The organism is Herminiimonas sp. (assembly GCF_030655415.1).
Genome location: NZ_JAURVN010000018.1, coordinates 42,665 through 66,568 on the forward strand (window position 1 = coordinate 42,665; position 23,904 = coordinate 66,568).

General features: G+C 50.4%; 24 protein-coding genes. 18 read left to right on the top strand and 6 right to left on the bottom strand.

All coding sequences use genetic code 11. The annotated features are described in order from the left end of the window. Positions 1 to 112: 112 nt before the first annotated feature. Positions 113 to 1,237, top strand: a complete 1,125-nt coding sequence (locus Q7T66_RS16365; RefSeq protein ID WP_304934169.1) for an aminopeptidase — start codon at positions 113 to 115, stop codon at positions 1,235 to 1,237. A gap of 99 nt (positions 1,238 to 1,336) precedes the next feature. Next, on the top strand, positions 1,337 to 3,019 hold the full coding sequence (locus Q7T66_RS16370; RefSeq protein ID WP_304934170.1) for a long-chain-fatty-acid--CoA ligase: 1,683 nt from the start codon (positions 1,337 to 1,339) through the stop codon (positions 3,017 to 3,019). An 87-nt stretch (positions 3,020 to 3,106) separates the two neighbouring features. Here Q7T66_RS16370 and Q7T66_RS16375 read toward each other — a convergent pair whose 3' ends face one another. Further along, positions 3,107 to 3,523 carry an acyl-CoA thioesterase gene (locus Q7T66_RS16375; RefSeq protein WP_112992750.1) on the bottom strand — a complete coding sequence of 139 codons (417 nt, stop codon included), beginning with the start codon at positions 3,521 to 3,523 and terminating at the stop codon, positions 3,107 to 3,109. A gap of 182 nt (positions 3,524 to 3,705) precedes the next feature. Between Q7T66_RS16375 and Q7T66_RS16380 the strand changes: the two genes are divergently transcribed. The 7 genes from Q7T66_RS16380 (at position 3,706) to Q7T66_RS16410 (ending at position 11,057) form a co-directional block, all read left to right on the top strand. Next, on the top strand, positions 3,706 to 5,571 hold the full coding sequence (locus Q7T66_RS16380) for an ABC transporter ATP-binding protein/permease (protein ID WP_304934171.1): 1,866 nt from the start codon (positions 3,706 to 3,708) through the stop codon (positions 5,569 to 5,571). Positions 5,572 to 5,804: 233 nt separating this feature from the next. Beyond that, a complete protein-coding gene (locus tag Q7T66_RS16385) occupies positions 5,805 to 6,722 on the top strand; it encodes a transporter substrate-binding domain-containing protein (protein ID WP_304934172.1) in 918 nt (305 codons plus the stop codon). A gap of 92 nt (positions 6,723 to 6,814) precedes the next feature. Next, positions 6,815 to 7,546 carry an amino acid ABC transporter permease gene (locus tag Q7T66_RS16390; RefSeq protein ID WP_304934173.1) on the top strand — a complete coding sequence of 244 codons (732 nt, stop codon included), beginning with the start codon at positions 6,815 to 6,817 and terminating at the stop codon, positions 7,544 to 7,546. Continuing rightward, complete coding sequence (locus Q7T66_RS16395; protein WP_304934174.1) at positions 7,539 to 8,225, top strand: amino acid ABC transporter permease; 687 nt, start codon at positions 7,539 to 7,541, stop codon at positions 8,223 to 8,225. Before Q7T66_RS16390 ends, Q7T66_RS16395 begins: the two co-directional genes overlap by 8 nt. A 13-nt stretch (positions 8,226 to 8,238) precedes the next feature. After that, on the top strand, positions 8,239 to 8,964 hold the full coding sequence (locus Q7T66_RS16400) for an amino acid ABC transporter ATP-binding protein (RefSeq protein ID WP_304934175.1): 726 nt from the start codon (positions 8,239 to 8,241) through the stop codon (positions 8,962 to 8,964). Positions 8,965 to 9,136: 172 nt separating this feature from the next. Further along, positions 9,137 to 10,189 (top strand): dihydroorotase, encoded by a 1,053-nt coding sequence (gene pyrC, locus Q7T66_RS16405; RefSeq protein WP_304934176.1) that lies wholly within the window; start codon positions 9,137 to 9,139, stop codon positions 10,187 to 10,189. A gap of 58 nt (positions 10,190 to 10,247) precedes the next feature. Next, on the top strand, positions 10,248 to 11,057 hold the full coding sequence (locus tag Q7T66_RS16410) for a DUF3025 domain-containing protein (protein ID WP_304934177.1): 810 nt from the start codon (positions 10,248 to 10,250) through the stop codon (positions 11,055 to 11,057). 182 nt (positions 11,058 to 11,239) lie between these two features. Here Q7T66_RS16410 and Q7T66_RS16415 read toward each other — a convergent pair whose 3' ends face one another. Beyond that, on the bottom strand, positions 11,240 to 12,334 hold the full coding sequence (locus tag Q7T66_RS16415; protein ID WP_304934178.1) for a porin: 1,095 nt from the start codon (positions 12,332 to 12,334) through the stop codon (positions 11,240 to 11,242). Positions 12,335 to 12,705: 371 nt separating this feature from the next. Next, positions 12,706 to 13,800 (bottom strand): porin, encoded by a 1,095-nt coding sequence (locus Q7T66_RS16420; protein ID WP_304934179.1) that lies wholly within the window; start codon positions 13,798 to 13,800, stop codon positions 12,706 to 12,708. 275 nt (positions 13,801 to 14,075) lie between these two features. Between Q7T66_RS16420 and coq7 the strand changes: the two genes are divergently transcribed. Beyond that, positions 14,076 to 14,702: a 2-polyprenyl-3-methyl-6-methoxy-1,4-benzoquinone monooxygenase gene (coq7, locus tag Q7T66_RS16425; RefSeq protein ID WP_304934180.1), complete on the top strand. Its 627-nt coding sequence runs from the start codon at positions 14,076 to 14,078 to the stop codon at positions 14,700 to 14,702. A 122-nt stretch (positions 14,703 to 14,824) separates the two neighbouring features. Here coq7 and Q7T66_RS16430 read toward each other — a convergent pair whose 3' ends face one another. Continuing rightward, positions 14,825 to 15,271, bottom strand: a complete 447-nt coding sequence (locus Q7T66_RS16430) for an OsmC family protein (RefSeq protein ID WP_304934181.1) — start codon at positions 15,269 to 15,271, stop codon at positions 14,825 to 14,827. A 287-nt stretch (positions 15,272 to 15,558) separates the two neighbouring features. Here Q7T66_RS16430 and rplM point away from each other — a divergent pair, with 287 nt between their 5' ends. The 6 genes from rplM (at position 15,559) to erpA (ending at position 19,213) form a co-directional block, all read left to right on the top strand. Next, positions 15,559 to 15,987, top strand: coding sequence for a 50S ribosomal protein L13 (gene rplM, locus Q7T66_RS16435; RefSeq protein WP_112992763.1), 429 nt, complete (start codon positions 15,559 to 15,561; stop codon positions 15,985 to 15,987). A gap of 9 nt (positions 15,988 to 15,996) precedes the next feature. Next, the gene (gene rpsI / locus Q7T66_RS16440) at positions 15,997 to 16,389 is read left to right on the top strand and encodes a 30S ribosomal protein S9 (protein ID WP_304934182.1); all 393 of its coding nucleotides are present in this window, start codon (positions 15,997 to 15,999) and stop codon (positions 16,387 to 16,389) included. A 190-nt stretch (positions 16,390 to 16,579) separates the two neighbouring features. After that, positions 16,580 to 17,617 carry an N-acetyl-gamma-glutamyl-phosphate reductase gene (gene argC / locus Q7T66_RS16445; RefSeq protein ID WP_304934183.1) on the top strand — a complete coding sequence of 346 codons (1,038 nt, stop codon included), beginning with the start codon at positions 16,580 to 16,582 and terminating at the stop codon, positions 17,615 to 17,617. An 18-nt stretch (positions 17,618 to 17,635) separates the two neighbouring features. Next, positions 17,636 to 18,394: a DUF6776 family protein gene (locus Q7T66_RS16450; RefSeq protein WP_304934184.1), complete on the top strand. Its 759-nt coding sequence runs from the start codon at positions 17,636 to 17,638 to the stop codon at positions 18,392 to 18,394. Between the two features lie 11 nt (positions 18,395 to 18,405). Further along, positions 18,406 to 18,810 carry a polymer-forming cytoskeletal protein gene (locus Q7T66_RS16455; RefSeq protein WP_304934185.1) on the top strand — a complete coding sequence of 135 codons (405 nt, stop codon included), beginning with the start codon at positions 18,406 to 18,408 and terminating at the stop codon, positions 18,808 to 18,810. A 52-nt stretch (positions 18,811 to 18,862) separates the two neighbouring features. After that, positions 18,863 to 19,213, top strand: coding sequence for an iron-sulfur cluster insertion protein ErpA (gene erpA, locus Q7T66_RS16460; RefSeq protein WP_304934186.1), 351 nt, complete (start codon positions 18,863 to 18,865; stop codon positions 19,211 to 19,213). A 141-nt stretch (positions 19,214 to 19,354) separates the two neighbouring features. Here erpA and Q7T66_RS16465 read toward each other — a convergent pair whose 3' ends face one another. Beyond that, positions 19,355 to 20,488 (bottom strand): anhydro-N-acetylmuramic acid kinase, encoded by a 1,134-nt coding sequence (locus Q7T66_RS16465; protein ID WP_304934187.1) that lies wholly within the window; start codon positions 20,486 to 20,488, stop codon positions 19,355 to 19,357. Between the two features lie 109 nt (positions 20,489 to 20,597). Continuing rightward, a complete protein-coding gene (locus Q7T66_RS16470; RefSeq protein WP_304934188.1) occupies positions 20,598 to 21,968 on the bottom strand; it encodes a peptidoglycan DD-metalloendopeptidase family protein in 1,371 nt (456 codons plus the stop codon). A 167-nt stretch (positions 21,969 to 22,135) separates the two neighbouring features. Between Q7T66_RS16470 and tyrS the strand changes: the two genes are divergently transcribed. Both tyrS and dtd read left to right on the top strand, forming a co-directional pair. Beyond that, positions 22,136 to 23,377, top strand: coding sequence for a tyrosine--tRNA ligase (gene tyrS, locus Q7T66_RS16475; RefSeq protein WP_304934189.1), 1,242 nt, complete (start codon positions 22,136 to 22,138; stop codon positions 23,375 to 23,377). A 40-nt stretch (positions 23,378 to 23,417) separates the two neighbouring features. Continuing rightward, complete coding sequence (gene dtd / locus Q7T66_RS16480; RefSeq protein WP_304934190.1) at positions 23,418 to 23,867, top strand: D-aminoacyl-tRNA deacylase; 450 nt, start codon at positions 23,418 to 23,420, stop codon at positions 23,865 to 23,867. The last annotated feature ends 37 nt before the right edge of the window (positions 23,868 to 23,904 follow it).

The window sequence follows — 23,904 nt, forward strand, 5'->3', positions numbered from 1 at the left end:
ATACGCGACTTATAAAGGAGACCATATAAGTCGGCGTACTAGAATGTCTTCGTAAATATTGAGTTGTCTTGCATCACCAATGTTATTTATAAAGAGGCGGACGAAGTTGACTATGCAACTAGCTAAGATAACTATTCAGTCGAGATCGGGTTTGCGCAGCCTATTGGCATGTCTATCGGTAACGCTTCTTGGTGGCTGCGCGCAACTGAGCTATTACGCGCAAGCAACGCACGGCCAGTCTTCATTGATGGCAGCGGCCAAGCCTATAGATGATCTGTTGCTCGATCCCGATGTAGATGAAAAACTTCGACAGCGATTGCTGAAGGCAAAACAGATACGCGAGTTTGCCGTCAGTGAATTTGGCCTGCCTGATAACGCTAGTTATAAAAGTTATGCCGATTTGCAGCGGCCGTTTGCATTGTGGAATGTGGTGGCGACTCCTGAGTTATCGTTGCGACCACTGCAATGGTGTTTTCCGATTGCGGGTTGCGTCAGTTATCGCGGCTACTACAGCAAGGATAATGCGCATGCCTTTGCCGCCACGTTACGGGCTGATGGCTATGATGTGCAAGTCATAGGCGTGCCGACATACTCGACATTGGGCTGGTTCAACGATCCGGTTTTATCGACGTTCATACGTTATCCGGATGGCGAGTTGGCACGATTGATTTTTCATGAATTGGCGCATCAGGTTGTGTATGTAAAAGACGATACGCAGTTCAATGAATCGTTTGCAACGACGGTAGAAGAAGTCGGTGTTGAGCGTTGGTTCGACTTGCATGGTGATGCAAATACCAAGCGGTTGTATGCTGAGTTCAAAGTGCGGCGCGATGAGTTTCTTGCTTTGCTGCTGCGCTATCGAAGCGCGCTGGCCGTCAACTATGCGAGTATGGTCTCTGATAATGAAAAGCGTAGACGCAAAGTCGAAATCTTTGCGGCGTTACAGCGTGATTATCAAACGTTGAAAATCTCATGGAATGGTTTTGCCGGATACGATCGCTGGTTTGCAGAGCCGCTCACTAACGCGCATCTCGCATCGATCGCGACTTATCATGAGCTTGTGCCTGGGTTTAAGGCGCTGTTACAAGAGAATAAAGCTTTCGTTGATTTCTATCAGGCCGTAATCAATCTATCCGCATTGGATAAACCAGACCGACACAGAAAATTGGCGATTTTAGGCGCAAGCAAGCCTATCGCGGTCAAGGACAATACAGACAGGGCGCTGGCTGGGCCGTGAGTTTGCATTCATCGCGCAGCCGTGACATGATTGTTTCAAATGGATATGCAAGTACCCGCTCGACTGACAAGATAAATTACAACAGAGACAGAGGCAAACATGGACAAGTTTTGGTTGCAGTCGTATCCGGAAGGCGTACCTGCCGAGATTGATTTCACTCAATACGATTCACTGGTGCAGTTGCTGGAGGAATCCTTCCGCAAATATGCTGATCGCGATGCGTATGTCTGTATGGACAAGCGCATTACGTATGGTGAAGTCGATGCACTTTCTTTAAAAGTCGGCGCGTGGCTGCAAAGCACAGACATGCAAAAAGGTGCGCGCGTTGCTTTGATGATGCCGAATGTTTTGCAATATCCGATTGCGATTGCGGCGGTGCTACGGGCCGGTTACGTGGTGGTCAACGTCAATCCTTTGTACAAGCCACGTGAATTGCAACATCAACTCGAAGACTCCGGCGCAGAAGCCATCATCATTCTGGAAAATTTCGCCACCACGCTGGAAAAAGTAATCAGCACTACGCATGTCAAACATGTGGTGGTTGCAACCATGGGCGATATGTTGGGCGGATTGAAAGGCACGATAGTTAATTTCGTCGTGCGCCACGTCAAGAAGATGGTGCCGGCATTCTCGTTGCCGCAAGCGGTTTCATTCAATGATGTGCTGGAGCAGTCATCCAGCATGACCTTGCAAAAGCCTGTACTTGAAGCGTCAGACATCGCGTTCTTGCAATACACCGGCGGCACCACAGGCACCGCGAAAGGTGCGGTGCTGACGCATCGTAATATCGTCGCCAATGTATTGCAAAACGAAGCATGGATCTGGCCCGTATTGAGCAAGGAGCCAGCCGGCAAATCTTTCAGCTTTGTCTGCGCGCTGCCGCTGTATCATATCTTCGCGTTGACGGCGTGCTGCATGCTGGGCACGCGACTCGGCGTGATGAATATTCTGATTCCCAATCCGCGTGATATCCCGGGGCTGATTAAAGAATTGATGAAGTACAAAATCAATTTGCTGCCGGCGGTGAATACGCTCTACAACGGCTTGTTGAATAATCCTGATTTTGCCAAGGTCGATTTCTCCGAGCTCAAGCTGTGTAATGGCGGCGGCATGGCGGTGCAGAAAGTCGTCAACGACCGCTGGCGCGCAGTGACTGGCGTTTCTATTGTTGAAGGATATGGGCTGTCGGAAACCTCGCCAGTTGCTGCGTCTAACCCTGCTGCTGCGACTGAATTTTCCGGCACGATAGGTTTGCCGGTTTCTTCAACTGAAATAAAAATCATCGACAGTAGTGACAACGAAGTCGCACTGGGTGAGCCAGGAGAGATCGCAATTCGTGGCCCGCAAGTGATGGCAGGTTACTGGAACAATCCAGTGGAAACTGCATTATCGATGACGGCAGATGGCTTCTTCAAAACCGGTGATATCGGCATCATGGATGCGCGTGGCTATACAAAAATTGTCGATCGCAAGAAAGACATGATTCTAGTTTCCGGCTTCAATGTTTATCCGAGTGAAATTGAAAGCGTAGTCGCGGCACATCCTGGCGTATTGGAATGCGCATGCATAGGCGTGCCGGATGAACATACTGGCGAGGCGGTGAAGTTATTTGTGGTACGCAGAGATCCGGGATTGACCGCAGAAGATTTGATGGCGTATTGCAAAGAGCAATTTACCGGTTACAAGAAACCGCGCTCTATCGAGTTCCGTACCGAATTGCCGAAGTCGAATGTAGGCAAGATCTTGCGCCGCGAACTACGCGACGAAATCAAGGCTGGCTGATATTGAAGCGCTGCGGTATCTTTATTTCACGATAAAAAAATTCATCCACGATCTCCTGGTGATCGTGGATGAATCAAGCCCCTCGGATTATTTATTGGGTGCGATAGGCGCTGGCAATGGCCGCGGCTTGCGATCATCGCTGGTTGCAACGTAAGTCAAGGTCGCTTCGGTGACTTTCACGATTTCCACTTCGAGACGATTACGCTCTGCGTAGCATTCCACATTCACAGTGATCGATGTATTGCCGACCTTTACGATGTCTGCGTATATGGAAAGCAGATCTCCGACGAATACCGGATGCTTGAATAAAAACGAATTCACTGCGATCGTAACGACGCGGCCATTCGCGCGTCGTGTTGCGCAGACCGCGCCAGCCAAATCGACCTGCGCCATGATCCAGCCGCCGAATACATCGCCGTGCATATTGGCGTCGTGCGGCATAGGCACAACGCGCATTTGTGGAATTTTCCCTGCAGGCAGGTTGGTGTGGTGTTCGCTAGCCATGTTGTCTCCCGTTGCGATGATTTTGGGTGCTGATGCTTACTCTGTGCTTACGTAGGGTTTTTAAGGTCGCTGGCGGGCTTTGCTATGTGCTTTGCTTATATCTGTTGCTTATAAGCGGCGAATAGGGCTTGCCGCTACAATCCTGACTCTGAAGCATAAACCAACTAACCAAGCCCCATTTCATGCGCCGTTCTTCGCCATCCTCCGAGCCAGCTCCACCTGCTACCAATCGTAACGATTGGGCCACGCTCAAGACCTTGATTCCGTATTTGTGGACGTACAAATGGCGAGTCGCATTGGCGCTATTGTTTTTGATCGCGGCGAAATTCGCCAACGTTGGTGTGCCCTTGGTATTGAAGCGACTGATCGATAGTTTGACGATCAATCCGACCAATCCGCATGCCTTGCTGATTTTGCCTATTGGTGTGTTGGTCGCTTATGGTGCTTTGCGTCTATCGACTACGCTTTTCACAGAGTTGCGTGAATATACTTTCGCCAGAGTCACACAACGTGCGGTGCGCACGGTTGCATTGCAGGTGTTCAGACATTTGCATTCGCTGTCCTTGTGTTTTCATTTGAATCGCCAAACTGGCGGCATGACGCGCGATATCGAACGCGGCACGCGCGGTATTTCTTCGCTGGTGTCGTACACGTTGTTCAGTATTCTGCCGACGCTGGTTGAGATCGTATTGGTGTTGGGTTACCTGATCCTGCATTACGACATGTGGTTTTCGATCATCACAGGCGTTGCGCTGCTCAGCTACATCGCTTTCACAGTGATCGTGACGGAATGGCGCACGCATTTCCGCCGCACGATGAATGATCTTGATTCCAAGGCGAATACCAAAGCCATCGATTCATTGATCAATTACGAAACGGTTAAATACTTTGGCAACGAAGACTACGAAGCCAAGCGTTACGACGAAGGCTTAAAACATTACGAAACTGCTGCCGTTAAATCTCAAACGTCCTTATCGGTATTGAATACCGGCCAGTCCAGCATTATTGCAGTCGCTGTGACCTTGATTTTATGGCGTGCCACTGAAGGCGTGATCGATGGTTCGATGACGCTGGGCGATTTGGTATTGGTCAACGCATTCATGATTCAGCTGTATATTCCACTGAATTTTCTTGGCGTGATTTATCGCGAAATCAAACAAAGCCTGGCGGATATGGAGCGGCTGTTTGCGCTGCTGGATCAGCACAAGGAAATTGCTGACAAGCCGAATACGAAAGCGTTGCTCGTGCAAGGTGCAGAAGTACGTTTCTCACATGTCGAGTTTAGTTATGAAGCCAAGCGGCAGATTTTGTTTGATGTTGATTTCACGATTGCTGCGGGGACGACTACTGCGGTAGTGGGCCATAGCGGCTCCGGTAAATCGACCTTGTCGCGTTTGCTATTCCGTTTCTATGATGTGAATGATGGTGCGATTTTGATTGATGGTCAGGACGTGCGGGATGTGACGCAAGCTTCGCTGCGGCAGACGATAGGGATCGTGCCGCAAGATACGGTGCTGTTCAACGATACGATCGAATACAACATCGCCTACGGCAAGCCAGGCGCGAGCAAGGATGACATCATCGCAGCAGCGAAGTCTGCCTACATTCACGACTTCATCGAATCGTTGCCGGATGGTTACGCAACGATGGTCGGCGAACGCGGGTTGAAATTATCCGGTGGTGAAAAACAAAGAGTGGCAATCGCGCGCACCTTGTTGAAGCATCCTGCGATTTTGATTTTTGATGAAGCGACCTCGGCTCTTGATTCAAAAGCTGAGCAGGCGATACAGGCTCAGCTGAAAGAAATCGCCAAGGATAGAACCACGCTGGTAATTGCGCATCGCTTGTCGACCATTGTTGATGCGGCGCAGATTTTGGTACTGGATCACGGCCGCATCGTTGAACGCGGCACGCATGCGCAATTGCTGACGGCTGATGGCGCCTATGCGCAGATGTGGTTGCGCCAGCAGGCGCGTCAGGACGTGCCGATTTCTTCTCCGCTAGACCGTGATGATATTGATGGCGCGGTAGCGCCCAATACGTGGTGATTTGACGCGTATGCCTACGCTGCGGAACTCAAGCAGGAAAACTGTATCTATCTGCGGATAGCCGAACCTTACACTCTTCTTTTTAGAAAGTCGTATTGGCGCAATCGCGTGCCGATGTTATTCTGCGAATGAATAAACGCATAACGCGATCTAATATGCAGTGATGAATCATGCGCGGTGGCGAACAGTACGCCACTTGCTTCCCCAAGTTTGTCCATCCTTTCGGAGACAGCATGAAACTACGCAGATGTTTTGCACTGACGATGGGCGTGCTGGTGCTGACAAGTACTGTTTCTATCGTCCAGGCGCAGGAATTAACTGGCACTTTAAGGAAGATCAAGCAGACCGGCACGATCACCATCGGTCATCGCGAATCTTCCATTCCTTTTTCTTATCTTGATAACCGCGCCGAGCCTATCGGCTATGCGATGGATCTTTGCATGAAGATCGTCGATGCCGTCAAGCGTGACCTCAACATGCCCGACTTGAAGGTCCGCATGCAGCCGGTCACTTCAAGCAATCGCATTCCATTACTCAAGAATGGCACTATCGATCTGGAGTGCGGCTCCACGACCAATTCCGTCGCGCGGCAAAAGCAGGTGGCGTTTGGCCCAACTTACTTTCTGATCAATGTCACTGCCGCCGTCAAAAAAACCTCGAACATAGCTTCGATTGCCGAGCTGAATGGTAAAACTGTTTCGACTACATCCGGCACTACCTCTGTCCCTTTATTGCGCAGCTATCAAAAAGGTAAGGATCAGAGCGGCAAGGAAATAATCGTCAAGGAAATCTACGGCAAGGATCACGCAGAATCGTTTCTGCTGATGGCAGAAGATAGGGCGGTTGCCTTCGTGATGGATGACATTTTGTTGGCGGGACAAATCGCAAATGCGAAGCGGCCCGGCAATTACAAAATATTGCCTGAATCATTGCGGCAGGAGCCATACAGCATGGTCTTGCGCAAGGATGATCCGCAGTTCAAGGCATTGGTAGATAAGTCGGTTGGTGACGTGATGCTTTCCGGCGAGATTAATCAAATTTATGCGAAGTGGTTTATGGCGCCGATTCCACCGAGGAAATTGAATTTGAATTTCCCTGTGCCGGCGGCACTAGAAGAAGCATTCAAGCATCCGAATGACAAGGGCGTGTGAGCTGTGGCGGAACGCATCAATCATTTTGCAGACATTAGTTGTTGTTCTTATCGCGCACCACGTGAAGAACTTTCCTGGAAAAGGAATGCCGCATGGACCTGAGTATATTTTTTGAGCCGATGGCGGCTGGCGATCCTACCTGGGGTGCCATGTTGTTATCGGGACTAGGCTGGACGCTGGCCGTCGCCGCCTTGTCGTGGATCGTGGCATTTGTGCTCGGATCGCTGATTGGTATTGCACGTACATCTGAAAAACGCTGGCTGGTTTTTCTGGGTGGTGCGTACGTCGAAGTGTTCCGCAACATTCCATTACTGGTGCAATTTTTCTTGTGGTATTTCGTCGTGCCGGGTGTGATCCCTGTGGTCAAGACGCTGGTGATTCAACTTGATCCGATTCAACAGCAATTCATCACGGCGGTGATTTGTCTAGGTTGTTTTACTGCCGCACGTATCGCTGAACAGGTTCGCTCCGGCATTCAAGCTTTGCCGCGCGGTCAGCGTAATGCCGGTTACGCATTGGGTTTGACGCAGGTACAAACCTATCTATATGTGCTGCTTCCGGTTGCATATCGGATGATCATCCCACCACTGACTTCAGAGTTGATGAATCTGATCAAAAATACTGCTGTCGCGTATTCCATCGGTCTGGTCGAACTGTTCTTCCGCACGCGTGAAATGGGCGAGATGACTTTCCGTTATTTCGAGGCGTTTGCTGCGGCGACGCTGATGTATCTTGTGATTGCGCTGGCAGCAAACCGTGTGATGGCGCTGATCGAGCGCAGGCTTGCGATTCCAGGCCAAGCCTCGGGAGGTCGCCATGTCTGATTTCGACTTCGCAGTTATTTTCGATAGCTGGCCCTTGCTATTGCTCGGCTTGAAATACACCTTGCAGCTGACCGTTATTGCAACAATAGGCGGCGTGGTGTTGGGCACGTTGTTGGCGCTGGCTCGACTATCGAAGTACAAAACCTTGTCCATGCTGGCCGCTGCTTACGTCAATGTGATGCGCTCGGTACCGCTCTTGCTGGTGATTTTTTGGTTCTACTTCTTGATGCCGATTGCCTTGCAATCCTTGATGGGATCGGAATGGCCCATCGCGATTGGAGCGGATCGTTCGGCTTACATCACGTTCATTTTGTTTGAGGCGGCGTATTTCTGCGAAATCATGCGTGCCGGTATTCAGAGTATTCCGCGAGGCCAAGTGAATGCCGGTTATGCGCTGGGTTTGGATTATGGCCAATCGATGCGGCTGATTGTTTTACCGCAAGCCGTGCGCAATATGCTGCCTTTGTTACTTACTCAAACTATCATCTTGTTCCAGGATGTGTCCTTGGTGTCCTTGCTCAACGTCACGGATTTGGTCGGAGCATCTGTCAAGATTGCGCAACGCGATAGTCGCGTTGTTGAGATGTATATCTTTGTCGCCGTTGTATATTTTGTGTTGAGCTTTGCGCTGTCGATGGCAGTGCGGCAAGTACAAAAACGCTACGCCATCATTCGCTAAAGGAAAAAAGACCATGATAGAAATGGAAAACGTAAGCAAGTGGTACGGCGATTTTCAGGTGCTGACGGAATGCTCGACGCAAGTCGCCAAAGGCGATGTCGTCGTCGTATGCGGACCATCCGGTTCGGGTAAATCAACACTGATCAAAACAGTTAACGGATTGGAGCCATTTCAAAAAGGGCGTATTACTGTGGATGGTATTGGTGTGGGTGAAGCTGGAACGAATATGTCCAAGCTGCGTTCGCGCATAGGCATGGTGTTCCAGAACTTTGAATTGTTTCCTCATTTGTCTATACGCGAGAATCTGACTCTGGGACAAATCAAGGTACTGGGCCGAAGCAAGGATGAAGCGATTGAGCGCGGTTTGAAATATCTGGATCGCGTCGGTTTGATCGCGCAAAAAGACAAATTTCCAGGGCAGTTATCTGGTGGGCAGCAGCAACGTGTGGCGATTGCCCGCGCCTTGTCTATGGACCCGATTGCGATGTTATTCGACGAGCCGACTTCAGCACTAGATCCTGAAATGATCAATGAAGTGCTGGACGTCATGGTCGGGCTGGCACAAGACGGCATGACGATGATGGTGGTTACGCATGAAATGGGCTTCGCGAAAAAAGTAGCGAATCGCGTGATCTTCATGGACAAAGGTTCGATCGTTGAAGATTGCACCAAAGATGAATTCTTTGGTACGCCACGCTCGGATCGGGCGCGTGACTTCTTGGCGAAGATTATTCACTGAGTCAAAGTGATGTAATTTTATCTATGCACGGCCGCACTTTCACATATTGATTACAAACGGCAGTGCGGCTTTAGGCGAGTGACAAAGTAATTTATGCGGGAATGACAGCGCAGCCCGCTGCAGTATCGCAAGGCGAACAGGTAAAATAGCGGCAATCCAAGAAAGAACCGCTATGACTACAACATCTGCTCAGCCTTCCAGCATCACCATTACACGTCCTGACGATTGGCATCTGCATCTGCGCGATGGCGCGACGATGGCTTCAGTGCTGCCCGATACAGCACGCCAGTTTGCACGCGCGATTGTGATGCCTAATCTTAAGCCGCCAGTGACGACTACCGAGCAAGCGCTTGCCTATCGTGACCGTATTCTGGCTGCCTTGCCGGCGGGCATGCAGTTCGAGCCATTGATGGTTTTGTACCTGACCAACAATACGCCACCGGAAGAAATTCAGCGCGCTAAAGATAGTGGCGTTGTGCACGCAGTTAAACTTTATCCAGCTGGCGCGACGACCAATTCAGACGCAGGTGTCAGCGATTTATCGAAATGCTACAAGACGCTGGAAATGATGCAAAAGGTCCGCATGCCATTCCTAGTGCATGGCGAAGTTACCGATCCTGAGATTGATATCTTCGATCGTGAAGCAGTGTTTATCGATCGCGTGATGACGCCTTTGCGCCGCGACATGCCAGAGTTGAAAGTCGTGTTCGAACACATCACGACAAAAGACGCGGCGCAGTATGTTGCGGAAGCAGATGGCCACGTAGGCGCGACGATTACCGCTCATCACTTGCTGTACAACCGCAATGAAATCTTCAAAGGCGGCATCCGTCCGCATTACTACTGTCTGCCAGTATTGAAGCGCGAAATCCATCGCCAGGCCTTGGTGGTGGCGGCGATTTCGGGCAGCAATAAATTCTTCCTCGGCACAGACTCTGCGCCACACCCTAAAGGTTTGAAAGAACACGCATGTGGTTGTGCCGGTTGCTATACCGCTTTGCATGCAATGGAGCTGTACACCCAGGCTTTCGATCAGCTCAATGCTCTGGACAAGCTGGAACAGTTTGCCAGCTTCAATGGACCGGATTTCTACAGTCTGCCGCGCAATACCGGCACGATCACGCTGAAACGTGAAGAATGGCAATTGCCGGCGGAACTCCCGCTTGGGAATACGACTGTCGTTCCCTTGAATGGCGGCGAAACGATAGGCTGGAAGTTCGTTTAAGCGTGATGGGCAGCTGCAGGCTTGCTCGGCGAATGAAAATTACCGATATGAGTGAGCTGTGAGTACTTCGTTTCTGGACTGTATAGATTGGTCCCGGCCGTGGCTTAAGCATGTGCGAAATATTGGCGAGCGCATCGCCAGCGCCCCTGATTGGCGGTTGGAGTTGAATCTTTGTGCCGCTGCAATGGCTTTGCACAATCATCGCAAGCTTTCTATTCGATTTGTCTTGCAGGCAGATTTGCCTGCCGATACCGCTTACGAAACCTTCATCAGTAATACTGGTTGCGTTCCTACTCGCGACAATCTGCATGATTTCTTCAATGCACTGGTTTGGCTGACTTTCCCTCGAATCAAAGTACAACTCAATTTGCTACAAGCCATGGAGATTGAGCGCGTGATCACCCAAAGTACCACTGCGCCGCGCGGCAAGCTACGCGATGCAGCGACGATCTTCGATGAAAATGCAATCTTGCTAGTCACATCCAATCGTGAGTTGGTGACAGCCTTGCGTGCGCATGAGTGGGAAGATGCTTTCATTGCGCGTCGAAATGATTTTTCCCAGGATTGTGGGGTTTTTCTATTCGGCCATGCGTTGATGGAAAAACTGGTGGCGCCCTATAAAGCTATTACTGGGCATGCGTGGATCGTATCGCTTAATATGAATCTGGATCTCGAAGCTCTTACACTTCTCGATCAGCTCAGTGGGATCGATGCTCACGTAGCGCTGCAGTTGGCGAATGGTTTGAGTACAGCTGATTTTTCACCGTTGCCAGTTCTTGGCGTGCCGACATGGTGGGAAGGGCAGGATGATGCCTTTTATCAGGATGTTTCTGTGTTTCGACCGAAACGAAAATATGACGCGCGCTAGCTTTGTTATTGCACAAATAGAAATCGGCTAACTTGCGATCTATTGATTTGTGAGCAGTCCTTTCCTAGAAATCAGTTATTGATGTGAATTCAATGCCCTGGAAAATCAAGGAAATAAAAAAGGCACCCCGAAGGTGCCTTTTTTATTGCATTTCAAACCAAGCAGGCTAGGCCTGCCGGGAATTAGAACTTGTGACGGATACCGACGTTGATTGCCGAAGCACTTTCACCAACTGGAGCAGTTGCGTCCAAGCCGATACGCGAACCATTGTCGTTCGATGTATGTGAATAACCTGTGTACAGGTTAGTACGTTTCGACAGATCGTAGGTGTACATGATTGCAGCTTTTTGTGCATCAGCGTTGTTTGTTGTACGGTTGTCGTTGACAGCGTACGAAGCAAACAAGTTACCAGCTGCGCCCAGTGGCAAGCTTACGCCAACCAAGTAGTTACGATATTTTGTTTCAGCTGCTGGGCCAAATGTTTCCAGTTTGGTGTCAGCATATGCGCCATGCAATTTCACTACGCCGAAATTGTAAGTTGCACCAACAAAAGCCAATTTGTTTTCAATAGTTTGAACTGCTGGGTTGGCAACAGTCGAACGATCTTGGTTATGGTAAGCGAACTGAACATTCAATGGGCCGTTTGCATAGCCAGCACCAATGCCGTAGTTGCTGTTTGCGCCGGTATCGCCTGGTGTTTCACCGAAGCCATAAGCAGCAGCAACTTTGAAGCCGCCGAACGATGGTGTCGAATACTTAACCGAGTTTGAAATACGGCCAAAGTCGCTAGTCAAAGCGCCGTTGAAGAAAATCGTGCTGATAGGAGCGATTGTGCCGCCGTCGCCGAACGGATCAACTACGTCGTATGCATCTTTGATGACTGAAGTTTGACGACCCAGATTAACAGTACCAAATGCATTGCTTTGCAGACCAACAGTAGCGATACGGTTGAAACCGCCAGCACTTTGATTTGCACCAGCGTTTGGACCTGTGCCAGCTGCGCCTGCGCCAAATGCCGCGCCAGTATCAGCTTGGATGGTTGCTTCCAATTGGAACAATGCATTCAAACCGCCGCCCAAATCTTCAGTACCTTTGAAGCCGATACGGCTAGCCGATTGGCCACCCGATTTGATACCGTTTGTACGGCCAGCAGCTGCGCCGTTGTCTGTGCTGTCAAATCCCAGATCAACGATACCGTAGACGGTAACCGACGATTGTGCCGATGCTGCACCAGCGAATGCGCCCAAAACGGCAAGAGCCAAAAGCGATTTTTTCATTTAGATGTTTCCTCAAATGTTGTTTAGAAATACACACTTATTTATATAAGTGCATACATATTCTGCGAAGCTGCCTGTCTTGCCTAACCTCTTTGCGAGACGACAGATCGATTGAAACAAAATACGCCCGGGCTGACAACCAAAATATCAAAAGGGCATGGATGAATTGGTGTGAGTGACGTTTTTTTGCAACAGCATAGTGCGTTCGCATTCCAAAATGAGGCGCGCTTGTGTTGTCTTGATGCAAAAAGGCAAACAACTTGAATATCTTTTTGAATATCGAGAAGACTTCGCCTTGCGTCGGCTCGGTTATGGGCGATTTTAGAAGTGCATGTAGTTCTGCCAACTAATGTGCTCTTGTGCTTTCAACATCAAAACATATGGTTGATGCCGATGGACGTGCCTATTTGCCGGGTTGGTTCTCCGGGTCTTAGCGCGACAACTCCGTGCAAGACCGCTTGGTCTATGTCCGCATAAAGGCTGGTACGTGAAGATAGGGCGTAGGTTGCGCCTAATATGAAAAAGTTGCGTCTGGCGATTTCGCGGTTGGAGGTTTCCAGTGTTGTGCGGTAGTAGCCGGTTGTCAGGCTAATGATAGATGTCACGTCATAGCGTGCGCCTAGCCAGATATTTTTAGCCTGGCTAGTAGCGGCCGGCTCGGTCGTTGTATTGATATAGCCGCCGGCAATGCGGATGTCGCCTATCTTGTAGGCGCCGCCAAAAGTGACTTGGTCTTGTTCGCGATAATCGGCTGCGCCGGTAGTCGCGACGTTCGGGTTTTGGCGAGTGTAGGCGCCACCGACTGTAAATGTGCCATCTGTATAGCCGAGCCCTAAGGCTTTGGCGCTTCCGCTATTGATGTTGCTGGCGACTTCCCCCATCGCGTATTCTGCGCTGGCGGTAAACCCGCCAAATTTTCCCAGGTATTGAATGGCGTTACTAAAGCGTGGGCCGTCTGCGGTTCCAAATGGTCGACTTACGTTTCCATCGTTATTCCCAGCAACGGCGCCGGCTAAAGGAATGATGTGAACGTAGCGATATTGAAATGGCTCGTAGGCATAAACCGCTTTGCACGCTACCGATGGTTGACGTCCAAAGTCGATGGAGCCGAAAGGGCCTGCGATCCCGACAGATGAAATACGGTTGAAGGCGCGGCCTTCTTTATTATCACTTGCGCCGGTTCCAGTATTAAAACCGCCTTCGAGATGAAAATGGGCATTCATGCCGCCGCCCAGATCTTCCACTCCTTTGAAGCCGAGCCGATTGTTGTAATACTCGCCGTTCGAACCGATCTTTGTGGTGCTGCCCGCAGGTGTCGCATTGGTTAAATGACGGATACCGCCATCGATCGTGCCGTAGATGCTGATCGATGATTGCGAGATTGCCGGCGCTTTTCGAAACTGGCTGCCTTCCGGCTCGGCTGTTAGGGAACGCGGATCGCGATCGAAAGTCCCATAGATAGTCATGGACGGCGCGTCTGCGTAAGCAGTGCTTATTAGCGCGTTTGTGAAAACGAAAGCGAAGCGCGTGAATGGTATTGAAGGAAAAGTGGAGCGTTTTATTTTTAGCATTCTTGTATTACGTCCAGTAAGTCGATTTCTGTATAGCAAGCACAGGCTAAACGTAATTCGTATATTCTTCTTTTGATATCGGTCAGCATTTGCTAAATCAGGCAGATCTGTCGTGATAGTCTGTCGTTCGGATGCAACAATTTTTTAGTTTTAACGTGGTTTGAAATCTCATGACACCTTTCGATCAGTTTATTCAACATTTCGATGGCGCTTTGCGCGTTATTAGCGGCGTTTCTGTGGCGTCGCGTCCTAGTCCAGCAACTGGATTGGCGGATGGTGCGTTGGCGGATGCCGAGCGTCGTCATAGCGCAGGCTTGATGCGCGTGAATCATGTGGGCGAGGTGTGCGCGCAGGCTTTGTATCAGGCGCAAGCGCAGTTCGCGCATACGGATGCGATACGCCAGCAATTTTTGATTGCGGGTCGTGAAGAAGAAGATCACTTGGCGTGGACGGCGCAGCGCTTGCGCGAATTGGGTTCGCACCCAAGTTTGCTTAATCCGCTTTGGTATGCGGGTGCTTATGCGCTTGGTGCGGTTGCCGGCAAATTAGGCGATGCGCGTAGTTTGGGATTTGTGGTGGAAACCGAGCGTCAAGTCGAGGCGCATTTAAATGAACATCTGCAAAAATTGCCGCCACAAGATGCGAAGTCTCTAGCGGTGGTAGCGCAGATGAGCGCGGATGAAGTTGCGCATGGTGCCGCGGCTCAGGCTTTGGGTGCTGAAGCTGTGCCGCCTTTGGCGCAAAAGGGTATGAAAGCCATGTCGAAGATCATGACGACAGCTGCTTACTATATTTAGTAAGCTAAGTTTTTAGTGCGAGCCGCGGCGAAAGTAGTGGTTGGAATGTTGAAGCTCCAAGCTTGGAAATCAAAAATGGCCGCATCTGCCTTTAGGCAAAGCGGTCGTTTTCTATTTCAGGATCAGATTGCAGCAGGTGTTACCGACAAGTCATCCACGATTTCAAATGAGTGCGTAATTTCCGCTGTCTTTTCCATCATGATCGACGCCGAGCAGTATTTGTCATGCGACAGTTTGATCGCGCGTTCCACCACATTGGTTTTCAAATTACGGCCAGTGACGGTGAAGTGAAAATGTACTTTGGTAAATACTTTCGGATCGGTTTCAGCGCGCTCTGATTTTAGTGTCACTTCGCAGCCGCGCACGTCCTGGCCGCTTTTGCGCAAAATCACAACGACATCGTAGGCGGTGCAGCCACCAGTGCCGAGCAAAACAACCTCCATCGGGCGTGGTGCCAGATTACGACCGCCGCCTTCAGGCGCGCCATCCATTGCGACGACGTGGCCGGAGCCGGTTTCAGCCAAAAAAGTCATGCCGGATAAGCCGGTCCAACGTACTGTGCATTCCATGGTTTTCTCTTCAAGTTACGGTTAGTTGTGACATTGTAACTGTTCGGAGCGGATGAAATAAACGTCGAAAATGCCAATCCAAGACAGATTTGCCACAGAAATCATCAAATTCATCCAGGTCCGCGTCACTAATCAGCGAGTTATAGTGATTAAGTTTGACGCTAAGTCCTTGAAAAGACTATAATCTGCGGTTCTTTCGTTTGCTCAGGAAGAGATAACAAGGCCGAGTACGTGGCACTACTGCACGTAACCACCATTTGAGCGATTTAATTATTTAGGAAGTCATCATGAAAACCTTCTCCGCTAAAGGACACGAAGTCCAGCGCGATTGGTTCGTGATTGACGCGACGGACAAAGTCCTCGGACGTGTTGCCAGCGAAGTGGCACTCCGACTGCGCGGCAAACACAAACCGGAATTTACCCCTCACGTCGATACAGGCGACTTCATTGTCGTCGTCAACGCAGGCAAACTGCGCGTGACCGGTACCAAAGCAACAGAAAAAACATACTATCGCCACTCGGGTTACCCAGGCGGTATCTATGAAACCAACTTCAAGAAAATGCAAGAGCGTTTTCCTGGTCGTGCGCTTGAGAAAGCGGTCAAAGGCATGTTGCCTAAAGGCCCACTCGGCTACGCGATGATTAAGAAGCTCAAAGTGTACGCTGAGGAAACTCATCCGCACGCTGCGCAGCAACCTAAAGCACTTGAACTCTAAGGAATAGACATGATCGGTAACTACAATTACGGAACCGGCCGTCGCAAGAGTGCAGTGGCTCGCGTCTTCATCAAAACCGGCTCAGGCCAAATCGTCGTCAACGGCAAGCCAGCGAATGAATATTTTTCGCGCGAAACCGGTTTGATGGTGATTCGTCAACCTTTGGAATTGACCAACAATGTCGAAACTTTCGACATCATGGTTAACGTCAACGGCGGTGGCGAATCAGGTCAAGCGGGCGCTGTGCGTCACGGTATCACTCGTGCACTGATCGACTACGATGCAACATTGAAACCAGAACTGTCGAAAGCAGGTTTTGTTACTCGTGATGCTCGCGAAGTTGAACGTAAAAAAGTTGGTCTGCGCAAAGCTCGTCGCGCAAAACAATTCTCGAAGCGTTAATCTGCCTCCTGCGCGCGTTGTTTGCGCGTCAGAAAAGCCGCCAGGTTCACGCTTGGCGGCTTTTTTCATCTGTGCTCGGTTCGTAAAGCTGCATTAGTTGAGGTGTTACATCTTTTCGCCGTTTGGCTGAAGCAAGGATGTAGCATCGCCTGTTAAAATAAAACGAAGTAATTTTTTGCCAGGAAGAAATATGATCAAGGTTGGTATCGTCGGTGGTACGGGTTATACGGGTGTTGAGTTGCTGCGTATTTTGGCGACGCACCCTGAAGTCAAATTGACTGCCATTACCTCGCGTAAAGAAGATGGTTTGCCTGTCGCCGATATGTTCCCATCGTTACGTGGGCGCGTGGATCTGGTGTTTTCATCGCCGGACAAAGCACAATTAACCGAATGCGACGTCGTCTTTTTTGCCACTCCGCATGGCGTGGCAATGGCCCAAGCGCCGGAATTGCTGGCGGCTGGCGTCAAGGTCATCGATCTGGCTGCCGACTTCCGTTTGCAGGATATTGCCTCGTTTGAGAAGTGGTACAAAATACCGCACACCTGCCCCGATCTATTGAAAGAAGCGGCGTACGGTTTGGTTGAATTGAATCGCGATGCGATCCGTAAGGCGCGCATCGTTGGCAATCCAGGTTGCTACCCAACCACCATGCAGCTCGGCTTGGCGCCTTTGTTGAGCGCCGGCGTGATCGATGCATCGCATTTGATCGCCGATTGCAAATCTGGTGTGTCTGGAGCTGGTCGCAAGGCAGAAGTGGCCATGTTGTTTTCTGAAGCGGGCGATAACTTCAAAGCTTATGGCGTGTCAGGTCATCGTCATTCGCCAGAAACATTGGAGCGTTTGAGCAAACTGACCAAGGATAAAGTTGGTTTGATTTTTACGCCGCATCTGGTGCCGATGATACGTGGCATGCATTCAACGATTTATGCTCGCTTGACTAAAGAAATTGATAACGCGGCGCTGCAGGCATTGTTTGAAAATGCATATAAGGACGAGCCTTTCGTTGATGTAATGCCATTTGGCTCGCATCCAGAAACTCGCTCCACGCGCGCCTCGAATATGTTGCGAATTGCATTGCATAGACCGAATGATGGTGACACCGTTATCGTGCTGGTAGTGCAGGATAATCTGGTCAAAGGCGCATCCGGCCAAGCTGTCCAATGTATGAATCTGATGTTCGGTCTGGATGAAACGACCGGTTTGATGCATGTGCCTATTCTGCCGTGATGACAAGTAACTGACGTCATGGCCAACAAGCCAAAACCGGTTTTTAAATCCCTGCGGCGCAAACTCTTTTGGCAGCGATGGTCGGTCTCGCCTGCGCGCATGACGATCAAGAATCATCTGCCGTGGCCTTTGCGCGTGCTGTTGATTGCCGTCGTGCTGGGTTTGAGCGGTGCGATCGCAATGTGGACTTATGATTTGGGGCGCAGCTTTACCGGCTTCAAACCAGCGGCAACTGTTGAGCAGCTAGCTGCACTGCAATCGCAAGTGAAAGAAGTGAGTGAAGAGCGCGATCGTTTTCAAACTACGGTCAATGCGGCGGAAAGCCAGTTGAATATAGAGCGTTCTTTGCAAGCGCAGTTGAACCGTCAAATCAAGACGCTAGAGTCGGAAAACAGCAAGCTCAAGGACGATCTGTCTTTCTTTGAAAGTCTGTTGCCGACGAATACAGGTGCGGACGGCATTTCGATCCGCCGTTTCAAGGTGGAAATGGCGGAGCCGGGGCAGTTGCGTTATCGCTTGTTATTAATGCAAGGTGGCAAGCAAGTTTCTGATTTTACGGGGAATTATCAGCTTATTCTGACGCTGGTGCAGGAGGGTAAAAGTGCTATGATGACCTTCCCAAAATCGGATGCTACCGATAAATTCAAGCTTTCGTTCAAGCATTACCAGCGCGTAGAAGGGGTACTTACCCTGCCAGAAGGCGCGACCGTTAAATCGGCACAGATCAAGGTGCTTGAGCGAGGCGCGATGCGTGCGCAACAGTCTGCAAATTTGTAAGGAGCGTCATCATGTTTAGCCGTAAAACTAAAAGTACGATTGATAGCCTGATTGGTGCTGCGACAATTATCGCGGGCAATGTTCATTTCAAGGGTGGTTTGCGCATAGACGGCCACGTAAAGGGCGATGTGATTGCCGACGAAGATGAAACCAGCATGCTGGTCATTTCCGAGCACGCCAAAGTCGAGGGCGAAGTACGCGTTGCGCATTTACTCGTTAATGGCACGATTATCGGACCGGTATTTTCATCAGAATTGCTTGAATTGCAGCCGAAAGCCCGCATAACTGGTGATGTGCACTACAAAGCTTTGGAAATGCACGGTGGCGCCGTGGTGTCGGGCAAATTGACCCACGACACGATAGATGAGCCAATTTTGAAACTCGCCGTACCCATACTTGCAGCCAATAATACGTAAAGTCTGGCGCGGGTCTATAATGTGAAGTACCGTTTTCCAGCAGGAGTCTGAAATGAATGCAATTGTCGAAATGCCATCCCCTATCCTTTTCAGCGACAGCGCTGCAGCCAAGGTTGCCGAACTGATCGAAGATGAAGGCAATCCGGATCTGAAACTGCGCGTCTTCGTGCAGGGGGGCGGTTGCTCAGGCTTCCAGTATGGTTTCACCTTCGATGAAATCGTCAACGAAGACGACACCACGATGGAAAAGAACGGCGTGCAATTGTTGATCGACTCGATGAGCTACCAGTATCTGGTTGGCGCAGAAATCGATTACAAAGACGACCTCGAAGGCGCGCAATTCGTCATCAAAAATCCGAATGCAACAACCACTTGCGGTTGCGGCTCATCTTTCTCGGCCTGATTACGTTACGACATTCTCGTTAAACGTTTCGGTTGAAATAAAAAAGCGCAGATTAATCTGCGCTTTTTTATACCTGAATTCCTCTCTGCAATTCATCTTCTGATTTTATGACGATGAGTTCAGTCCAGATTTGAATCGGCATCATGCCGGATACAACGCTCCCAAAACTCTCAAGCCACGCGCGCCGGTAACCGAAGGTAGATTGCCCGGTTCACGCATATAAAAGCGTTGCGCCAACCATGCAAAAGCCAGTGCTTCGACTTGATTCGGTGCGACGCCCAAGGCCTCGGTCGATTCCACTCGTATCGTCGGATTATGCAGTTTCAATGCAAAGTGAATCAGCGTCATCAGATAGCTGTTATGCGCACCACCACCGCAGACATACACGGCCTGGGTTTGCGGCGCATGGAGTTTGATCGCATCGCTCAAGGTAGTGGCGGTGAACACGGCCAGCGTCGCTTGTGCATCAGCGCTTTGAATGCCGGGGAAGTTCGCCAGCTTTTGCGCCAGCCAAGCAGGATGAAATAAATCACGTCCGGTACTTTTTGGTGGTGGCGCATTGAAGAATGCTTCATCACGCAACGCCTTCAATAATTCCGGATGCAATTTCCCGGTTTTTGCCCAGTTACCATTCGCGTCATAAGCAAGCCCGTTGTGTTGCGCGATCCACGCATCCATCAAGACATTACCAGGACCGGTGTCGAAGCCGATTACAGGCGCGTCGGCCTGATGTGGCAGCACGCTGATATTGCAGATGCCGCCTATATTCACGACGACACGATTTTCATTGCTGCTGCTAAATAATGCGCGATGAAATGCCGGTACTAAAGGTGCGCCTTGGCCACCCGCCGCAATATCACGACTGCGAAAATCTGCGACGACATCAATGCCGGTCCATTCGGCCAGCAAGGCGGGATTATTCGTTTGGCGTGTATAACCGACTTCGGGACGATGACGTATGGTTTGGCCGTGTACGCCTATCGCCACTACATCGCTGGTAGCGACCTTCGCTTCGCGCAGCAAAGTGCCTACGCATTCCGCATAGTATTCGGCGAGCTGATGGGCTGCGAGCGCTTCACGGTGGATTTCATCCTGGCCAGCAGTTTGCAACGCCATTAAATCTGCGCGCAATGCCTCTGGAAATTCGACATAAGCCGACCCCAGCGTTTGCTGTGGTGTGCCATCGATGGAGAATGAAATCAGGATGCCATCGACGCCGTCGAGGCTGGTGCCGGACATCAATCCGATGAAAAGAGAAGTTTGTGGAGTGGACATAAAAAAACCGTTCGTCAGTGTTAAGTGATTTTAAGTCACTCTGCGCTGAACGAACGGTTTTTACTGCGTACTTCTTGAATCGAATTCCGTATTATTAAATCCGAATCGCTTATTTAGCTGCCAGACGCACGTTATTGTTTTCTGGTGTCAACAGCGCAAAGCGATGTGACATATCGCCGGCAACTGCACGGAAGCGTTGCATTTGCGAAGCGGCCAAAGGTTGTGCATTCGGGATATCAACCGTCATCGGATTACGCGCTTCATTGTTGACGCGGAACTCGTAATGCAAATGCGGTCCGGTCGACCAGCCTGTCGTACCGACGTAACCAATGACCTGGCCTTGGCTGACTTTCGCACCTTTGCGCAGATTGGTTGCGAAGCCGCTCATGTGCGCATACGCGGTCGAATAATTTGACCAGTGTTTGATCACGACCATATTGCCGTAGCCGCCTTGCTTGCCAGCGAAATCGATAGTGCCATCGCCGGCCGCACGAATCGGGGTGCCGGTTGCTGCCGCGAAGTCCACGCCTTTATGCGCTTTCCATAAGCCGGAAATCGGATGCTTGCGGACCGAGAAGCCGGATGAAATACGTGTGAATTCCAGTGGCGATTTGAGGAAAGCCTTCTTCAAGGATTTGCCATCAAAGCCGTAATAGCCACCGCTTTGCGCGCTGCTTGGATCTTCGAACCAGACCGATTGATAAGTTGCAGGGCCGTTCATGAATTCGCCAGCCAATACGCGACCAGCTTGTACGTATTCGCCGTTTTGCCAGAAAGTTTCATAAACGATATTGAAGCGATCACCGCGGCGCAGGTCCGAGCCAAAGTCGATATCGGTAGAAAACATATCGACGATTTGCGACGCGATGTTGTCAGGGATTTGTGCGGCATCGGTTGCTGCAAACAAGGACGACTTGATTGTGCCCGAGCGCATTTCGATGCGGCGTTCCATTGCAACTGGTGCTTCGACCGCTTTGAACGTGTTGCCTTCGCGGGTGATCACGATGTTACGCACAGCTTCATTACGACCACTGGAAATCGTGCTGCTCAACCAATTCAATTCGCCATCTTCACTGGCTTGCGCTTGTACGCGCTTGCCGGCTTTTAATTGCATCACGTTGCGTGCAATCGGATCCGACTTGATGAAGTTTGTTGCGGCATCGTCGTCAACGCCCAAACGATCCAGCAAAGTTGCCAGCGTGTCGCCAGAACGTACACGCTCTTCGCTGATATAGTTTTGCTGACTGTTTTCGAGCGCGGCGATCTGGTCGGCCAGTTGCGGCAACGCCAGTTCTTGCGTGATGGATTTGATCGGCAAATCATCTGCGTCGGGAGCCATTGGTGCAACGCCTGCCGCACCAAATGCACATACTGCGAGCAAGAGAGCGGAGCCAGAGACAACGCGTGTTTTGCGAGATGAGCCGAGAAGAAGTTTTTTGCTGCTGGAGCTTGCGCTCAGTAATTTATTTAATGTGAACATGCAATACGTTAAAATCTGCCGTTTGTTCAGTTTCTCTTACACATGCTGTGATTCGTTGATGCACGGCAATGATAGAAGTCTCTGAAAATAAAATAAAAAAGCATTGTACCTACTTCCGCTTTTCTTACTCCCGTTTCTTACAAACTTTACAAAATTAAATTCGCGATATGGACGTTTCTTCTAGCAACAAACCCGTGCAATTGCCACTCTCCGACGCGGTGCAAAATGCCTTGACTGTCGCCAAGCGCGGCGTTGAAGAATTGTTAATCGAATCCGAATTTGCGCAAAAACTGGCGCGCTCTGAACAGAGCGGCAAACCGTTACGTATCAAACTCGGCTTGGATCCGACTGCACCAGATTTGCACCTGGGTCATACCGTCGTATTAAACAAGATGCGTCAGTTGCAAGATTTAGGCCATCAAGTGATTTTTTTGATCGGCGACTTCACGTCCATGATCGGCGATCCGTCCGGCCGCAACATCACGCGCCCGCCGTTGACGAAAGAGCAAATCAGCGAAAACGCCAAAACCTATTTTGCGCAAGCCAGTCTGGTGCTTGACCCGGCTCGCACCGAAATTCGTTACAACTCCGAGTGGTGCGATCCTTTGGGCGCGCGCGGCATGATCGAGCTGTCGGCAAAATACACGGTGGCGCGGATTCTGGAGCGTGAGGATTTCACCAAGCGCTTTCAGTCGAATACGCCGATTTCCTTGCATGAATTTTTGTATCCATTGATGCAAGGTTACGATTCAGTTGCACTGAAATCGGACCTCGAATTGGGCGGCACTGATCAAAAATTCAATTTATTGGTCGGTCGCGAATTGCAAAAAAGTTACGGCCAAGAGCAGCAATGTATTTTGACCATGCCTTTGCTGGAAGGTCTGGACGGTGTTGAAAAGATGTCCAAGTCCAAAGGCAATTACATCGGCATCACCGAGCCGGGCAATACGATGTTTGCCAAGCTGATGAGTATTTCCGATGTGATGATGTGGCGTTATTACGAGCTGTTGTCCTTCCGCAGCCTTGCCGAAATTGCACAGTTCAAAAAAGAAATCGAAGGTGGTCGCAATCCGCGCGATGTCAAAGTGTTGCTGGCACAAGAAATCGTCGCGCGCTTCCATACAGCGCAAGCGGCAGAAGATGCGCTGGCTGATTTCGTCAATCGCTCCAAAGGCGGCATTCCGGATGAAATTCCTGAAGTCGCATTGAGCGGCGCGCCCATGGGTATCGGACAATTATTGAAGCAGGCAAATCTGTGCCCCTCGACTTCAGAAGCACTGCGTATGGTTGAGCAAGGTGGCGTGCGCATCGATGGCACGGTGATTAGCGACAAGGGTTTGAAAGTCGATGCAGGTACGGTTGTCGTGCAAGTTGGCAAGCGTAAATTTGCGCGCGTTACGTTGTCGTGATCCGATTGTCGGTTGCTATAAATTTTTATAAAGTCGCCGCATGATTGCCTTGTTGCAGCGTGTGATGCATGCCAGTGTGGTGGTGGACGGGGCGACAGTTGGCGCGATAGCCGCGGGTTTGATGGTGCTGGTGTGTGCCGAGCGTGGTGATACAGAAAAAGAAGCGGATGCATTGCTGAACAAGTTGCTGTCATATCGGGTATTTTCTGACGATGCCGGCAAGATGAATCGCAGCGTAACGGATGTTGCTGGCGGCTTGTTATTGGTGCCGCAATTTACTTTGGCTGCGAATACGCAATCCGGTACGCGTCCGTCATTTACGCCTGCGGCTGCACCTGAATTGGCACGTGCCTTGTTTGATTATTTTGTCGCGCAAGCCGGGAGCAAGCATGCGTGTGTGGCGACTGGTCAGTTTGGCGCCGACATGCAAGTTTCATTGACGAATGATGGCCCAGTGACATTCTGGTTGCAGGTCAAGCCGACGATTTGAAATGACGTGGCATTGTGCGTAATAATCGTCTTCAAAC

Bases quoted from the DNA above. Each gene is read 5' to 3' on its own strand.
- Q7T66_RS16365 (WP_304934169.1), top strand. From the start codon at position 113: ATGCAACTAGCTAAGATAACTATTCAGTCGAGATCGGGTTTGCGCAGC.
- Q7T66_RS16370 (WP_304934170.1), top strand. From the start codon at position 1,337: ATGGACAAGTTTTGGTTGCAGTCGTATCCGGAAGGCGTACCTGCCGAG.
- Q7T66_RS16375 (WP_112992750.1), bottom strand. From the start codon at position 3,523: ATGGCTAGCGAACACCACACCAACCTGCCTGCAGGGAAAATTCCACAA.
- Q7T66_RS16380 (WP_304934171.1), top strand. From the start codon at position 3,706: ATGCGCCGTTCTTCGCCATCCTCCGAGCCAGCTCCACCTGCTACCAAT.
- Q7T66_RS16385 (WP_304934172.1), top strand. From the start codon at position 5,805: ATGAAACTACGCAGATGTTTTGCACTGACGATGGGCGTGCTGGTGCTG.
- Q7T66_RS16390 (WP_304934173.1), top strand. From the start codon at position 6,815: ATGGACCTGAGTATATTTTTTGAGCCGATGGCGGCTGGCGATCCTACC.
- Q7T66_RS16395 (WP_304934174.1), top strand. From the start codon at position 7,539: ATGTCTGATTTCGACTTCGCAGTTATTTTCGATAGCTGGCCCTTGCTA.
- Q7T66_RS16400 (WP_304934175.1), top strand. From the start codon at position 8,239: ATGATAGAAATGGAAAACGTAAGCAAGTGGTACGGCGATTTTCAGGTG.
- pyrC (WP_304934176.1), top strand. From the start codon at position 9,137: ATGACTACAACATCTGCTCAGCCTTCCAGCATCACCATTACACGTCCT.
- Q7T66_RS16415 (WP_304934178.1), bottom strand. From the start codon at position 12,334: ATGAAAAAATCGCTTTTGGCTCTTGCCGTTTTGGGCGCATTCGCTGGT.
- Q7T66_RS16420 (WP_304934179.1), bottom strand. From the start codon at position 13,800: ATGACTATCTATGGGACTTTCGATCGCGATCCGCGTTCCCTAACAGCC.
- coq7 (WP_304934180.1), top strand. From the start codon at position 14,076: ATGACACCTTTCGATCAGTTTATTCAACATTTCGATGGCGCTTTGCGC.
- Q7T66_RS16430 (WP_304934181.1), bottom strand. From the start codon at position 15,271: ATGGAATGCACAGTACGTTGGACCGGCTTATCCGGCATGACTTTTTTG.
- rplM (WP_112992763.1), top strand. From the start codon at position 15,559: ATGAAAACCTTCTCCGCTAAAGGACACGAAGTCCAGCGCGATTGGTTC.
- rpsI (WP_304934182.1), top strand. From the start codon at position 15,997: ATGATCGGTAACTACAATTACGGAACCGGCCGTCGCAAGAGTGCAGTG.
- argC (WP_304934183.1), top strand. From the start codon at position 16,580: ATGATCAAGGTTGGTATCGTCGGTGGTACGGGTTATACGGGTGTTGAG.
- Q7T66_RS16450 (WP_304934184.1), top strand. From the start codon at position 17,636: ATGGCCAACAAGCCAAAACCGGTTTTTAAATCCCTGCGGCGCAAACTC.
- Q7T66_RS16455 (WP_304934185.1), top strand. From the start codon at position 18,406: ATGTTTAGCCGTAAAACTAAAAGTACGATTGATAGCCTGATTGGTGCT.
- erpA (WP_304934186.1), top strand. From the start codon at position 18,863: ATGAATGCAATTGTCGAAATGCCATCCCCTATCCTTTTCAGCGACAGC.
- Q7T66_RS16465 (WP_304934187.1), bottom strand. From the start codon at position 20,488: ATGTCCACTCCACAAACTTCTCTTTTCATCGGATTGATGTCCGGCACC.
- Q7T66_RS16470 (WP_304934188.1), bottom strand. From the start codon at position 21,968: ATGTTCACATTAAATAAATTACTGAGCGCAAGCTCCAGCAGCAAAAAA.
- tyrS (WP_304934189.1), top strand. From the start codon at position 22,136: ATGGACGTTTCTTCTAGCAACAAACCCGTGCAATTGCCACTCTCCGAC.
- dtd (WP_304934190.1), top strand. From the start codon at position 23,418: ATGATTGCCTTGTTGCAGCGTGTGATGCATGCCAGTGTGGTGGTGGAC.